The organism is Streptomyces sp. NPDC023723 (assembly GCF_040639815.1).
Taxonomy (GTDB): Bacteria; Actinomycetota; Actinomycetes; order Streptomycetales; family Streptomycetaceae; genus Streptomyces.
On the sequence record NZ_JBFAAP010000118.1, the window covers coordinates 1 to 3,473 of the forward strand.

General features: G+C 70.7%; 5 protein-coding genes. 4 read left to right on the forward strand and 1 reads right to left on the reverse strand.

Annotated features, from left to right (window positions below):
* Nucleotides 1–181, forward strand: a 181-nt coding sequence (locus AB0G32_RS40220) for an adenosylhomocysteinase (RefSeq protein ID WP_361176003.1), incomplete at its 5' end; no start/stop codon positions are given.
* A 173-nt stretch (nt 182–354) separates the two neighbouring features.
* Entirely contained in the window at nt 355–969 is a 615-nt protein-coding gene (locus tag AB0G32_RS40225; RefSeq protein WP_361176006.1) for a hypothetical protein, read from the forward strand.
* A gap of 48 nt (nt 970–1,017) precedes the next feature.
* Here the strand turns inward: AB0G32_RS40225 and AB0G32_RS40230 are convergent, their stop codons facing one another.
* Nucleotides 1,018–1,986, reverse strand: a complete 969-nt coding sequence (locus AB0G32_RS40230; RefSeq protein ID WP_361176009.1) for an RDD family protein — start codon at nt 1,984–1,986, stop codon at nt 1,018–1,020.
* A 126-nt stretch (nt 1,987–2,112) separates the two neighbouring features.
* Between AB0G32_RS40230 and AB0G32_RS40235 the strand changes: the two genes are divergently transcribed.
* On the forward strand, nt 2,113–3,120 hold the full coding sequence (locus AB0G32_RS40235) for a stage II sporulation protein M (RefSeq protein WP_361176012.1): 1,008 nt from the start codon (nt 2,113–2,115) through the stop codon (nt 3,118–3,120).
* Between the two features lie 121 nt (nt 3,121–3,241).
* The coding region (locus tag AB0G32_RS40240; RefSeq protein WP_361176015.1) for a hypothetical protein at nt 3,242–3,473 on the forward strand (232 nt) is incomplete at its 3' end.

The window sequence follows — 3,473 nt, forward strand, 5'->3', positions numbered from 1 at the left end:
CACCAAGCCCGACGAGTACCCGACCGGTGTGTATGTGCTGCCCAAGCACCTGGACGAGAAGGTCGCCCGGCTTCACCTCGACGCGCTCGGCGTCAAGCTGACCACGCTCCGCCCGGAGCAGGCCGAGTACATCGGCGTGCAGGTCGAGGGCCCGTACAAGTCGGACCACTACCGCTACTGATCCGGTGCCGCAGCTCGCCACGAGCGGGCGTGAGCCTGTCGTGAGCGTGTCCGTGCACTGACACGCTCACGGCAGCAGGTCCTCCGAGGCAGGCCCCCGCACCCCCGTGCCGGGGGCCTGCCCCGTCGGTGGACCAGCAGCGCCGGCCCAGCCCGTCACGACCCAGGACCCCCATGCCCCGCGGCCGTTATTCGCTCCACGATCCGCACGATCACACCCCCCTCGCAGAAGAACACTTCCAGTGCGCCCCCGGCCCTTCCGGCTGGCGCTACGTCTCCCAGTCGGTCACCCCGACCGGAGACCACAGCGGCTCCGTCGACCTCGCCCTCGACGAACTCGGCCGCCCCATCCGCCTCGAACTCCACACCGCCGACTGGCAGGTCCGCGGCGCGGCCATCGACGGCGTCACCTGGGTCCGCTCAGCTGCCACCGGGACCCATGCCGCCGAAGGCAATGTGCGCGCCCACGCCTTCACCGGCACCTCCCCGGCGTTCCTCGTCGCCACCGCCCGTCTCCTGCGCCTCACCCCCTCCCCGTCAGCGACTCGCGTGCGCCTCGTGGCCCTCACGGAACCGGTCCTCGCCCCCCGCACCGTGGACCAGTCCTGGGCCTTGCTGAAAAGAGAAGCACACGCCACTGACAGTGGCCCCCTCACCGTGGAGGAATACCAGGTCACAGCCCTGGACACGGGCGAGCAGCACGCCGTACACCTCGCCGGCGACGTAGTTCTGGCAGCCCCCGGCATCGAGCTTGAGGACCTCGAGTCACCGCCGTCCGTCTTCCCCTGACCGGACTCCCGCCCCCGGGCCGCGACACCGCCGCCGCTCCCGTCCTCCCTAGGCCGGCGGCACGAAACCGGTACGCGGACGCTTCTCCCGCGGCGCCCCCTCCGGTGCCGACGGCCGCTGCCCGGCCCCCGACGGCGCCGTAGGCCCGTGCGGCGGCACCGCCGGAGGCCGCACCGGTCCGCCTCCGCCGACGACACCGGGCGTCGCCTCGGCACCCGCCGCAGACGGCCAGGCCGCCCCACCCGGCGCGGCAGGAGGCGCGGCGGTACCGCTCCCGAAGGCCCGCCGAGCCTCCCGGGCCTGCCGCTCCTGCACCACGGCCGCCAGATACGCGGCCGGCGGAACGTCCTGCGGCACGGGAACCCCCGTACAAGCCGCGAGATCGCCGGCGAGCCGTCCCGCCATGGCCTGACCCACCTGCGGATCCAGCTGACGCATCCGGGTCAGGTACTGCCGGACCGCCAGCCACAGATCGTCCGGAACGGCCGACAGGTCCAACCCGGAGAACCGTCCCGCCAGCCACGGCGGAGGCGGCGGCAGAAAACCTCCGGGCGCGACCGGCACCCGCTCCCGCACGACCAGCGTGCCCGCGAACACATCACCGATCCGCCGCCCGCGCGCCGACACCAGCGAGGCGATACAGGCGGCGACCCCGAAGGTCATCAGGATCTCGACCACCCCGAGGAGGCCGCGCACCAGCGCGTGCCGGAACCGGATCGGCCCGCCGTCGTCACGCACCACCCGCAGTCCGCACGCCATCTTGCCGAGCGACCGTCCATGGCTGAGCGTCTCGACCGCTATGGGACCGCCCACCAGCAGCAGGACGAAGGCCACGACCGACAACGCCGTCTGCGCCGCCTCGTCCATGGACGCCGTGGCCAGGACCAGGACGACGGTCACCGCCACGTAGACGGCGACGGCGACCACCAGATCGAGCAGCACGGCCAGTGCCCTGCTGGGCAGTTTCGCGGGGCGCAGCTCCAGCGCCACCGCCTCGCCGGTCACCAGCTCACTCACGCCTGCCGCCCTTCCCCTGACCTGCCCCCGACACGGCCAGTCTGCCAAGCTGAGCACACATCGCGCCGCAGTACGACAAGCTGATCCACGACGAGCCCCGACGAGAGCCGAGGAGCAGGCACACCGATGGACCTCGACGTCTTCGTCTCCGCCCACCGCGCGGAGTGGGACCGCCTCGATGCCCTGCTCAAGCGACAGCGCCGCCTCACCGGCGCGGAGACCGACGAACTCGTCACCCTCTACCAGCGCACGGCCACTCACCTTTCACTGATCCAGTCCAGCGCCCCGGATCCCCAGCTGACCGGCCGGCTCAGCCAACTCGTGGCACGCGCGCGTGCGGCCGTGACCGGCGCCCGCCGTGCGTCATGGCGAGACGTCACCCACTTCCTCGCGAACAGCTTCCCGGCCGCCGTCTACAAGGCGCGCCACTGGTGGGTCCCCACCGCTCTCCTCTCCACCGCCGTCGCGGCCCTCCTGGGCTGGTGGATCGGCACCCATCCCGCGGTGCAGGCGACCATCGCGGCCCCGAGCGAACTGCGCGAGCTCACTCGCCCCGGCGGCCAGTACGAGGCGTACTACTCCACCCATCCGGCGACCTCCTTCGCCGCCCAGGTCTGGACGAACAACGCCTGGGCCGCCGCCCTCTGCCTGATCCTGGGCGTCTTCCTCGGCCTCCCGGTCATCTGGATCCTCTTCCAGAACATGCTCAACCTGGGTGTCGGCTTCGGCCTGATGTCCTCGGCCGGCCGCCTCGATACCTTCCTCGGCCTCGTCCTCCCGCACGGACTCCTGGAACTGACCGCCGTCTTCGTCGCCGCCGGAACCGGCCTGCGCCTCGGCTGGACCCTCGTCGACCCAGGCCCGCGCACTCGCCGGACGGCTCTCGCCGAAGAAGGCCGCGCGGCCATCGGCATGGCGATCGGCCTGGCCCTGGTCCTGTTCGTCTCCGGCGCCATCGAAGGCTTCGTCACCCCCTCCGGCCTGCCCACTTGGGCCCGCCTCACCATCGGAGTCCTGGCCGAACTGGCCTTCCTCGCCTACGTCTACGTCCTCGGCGGCCGAGCCGCTCGGGCCGGCGAGACCGGTGACGTCGACGCCACCGAGCGCAGCGCCACCGTCCCGACGGCCGCCTGATGTGCGCGCGGCCCTGGAGAACTGCTAATCTCCTCTTCGCCCCGCAAGAGCCGTTGACACGGCAGGAGCAGGGAGGTAGATTCGAACAGTTGCCTGTAGGTGGCCTAGCCCCGAGGTAACCGTGAGTATCTACAGCTTCTTGTTTCCTTCGAGATTCGAAGAAGCTTCTCCCGATGAATCGGAAACGGATCGCCGGTTAGACCGGCCGAAAAGTTCTGATAAAGTCGGAACCGCCGGAAAGGGAAACGCGGAAGCGGGAACCTGGAAAGCACCGAGGAAATCGGATCGGAAAGATCTGATAGAGTCGGAAACGCAAGACCGAAGGGAAGCGCCCGGAGGAAAGCCTGAGAGAG

Excerpts from the sequence above, each read along its gene's own strand:
- AB0G32_RS40225 (WP_361176006.1), top strand. The coding sequence starts at position 355 with ATGCCCCGCGGCCGTTATTCGCTCCACGATCCGCACGATCACACCCCC.
- AB0G32_RS40235 (WP_361176012.1), top strand. The coding sequence starts at position 2,113 with ATGGACCTCGACGTCTTCGTCTCCGCCCACCGCGCGGAGTGGGACCGC.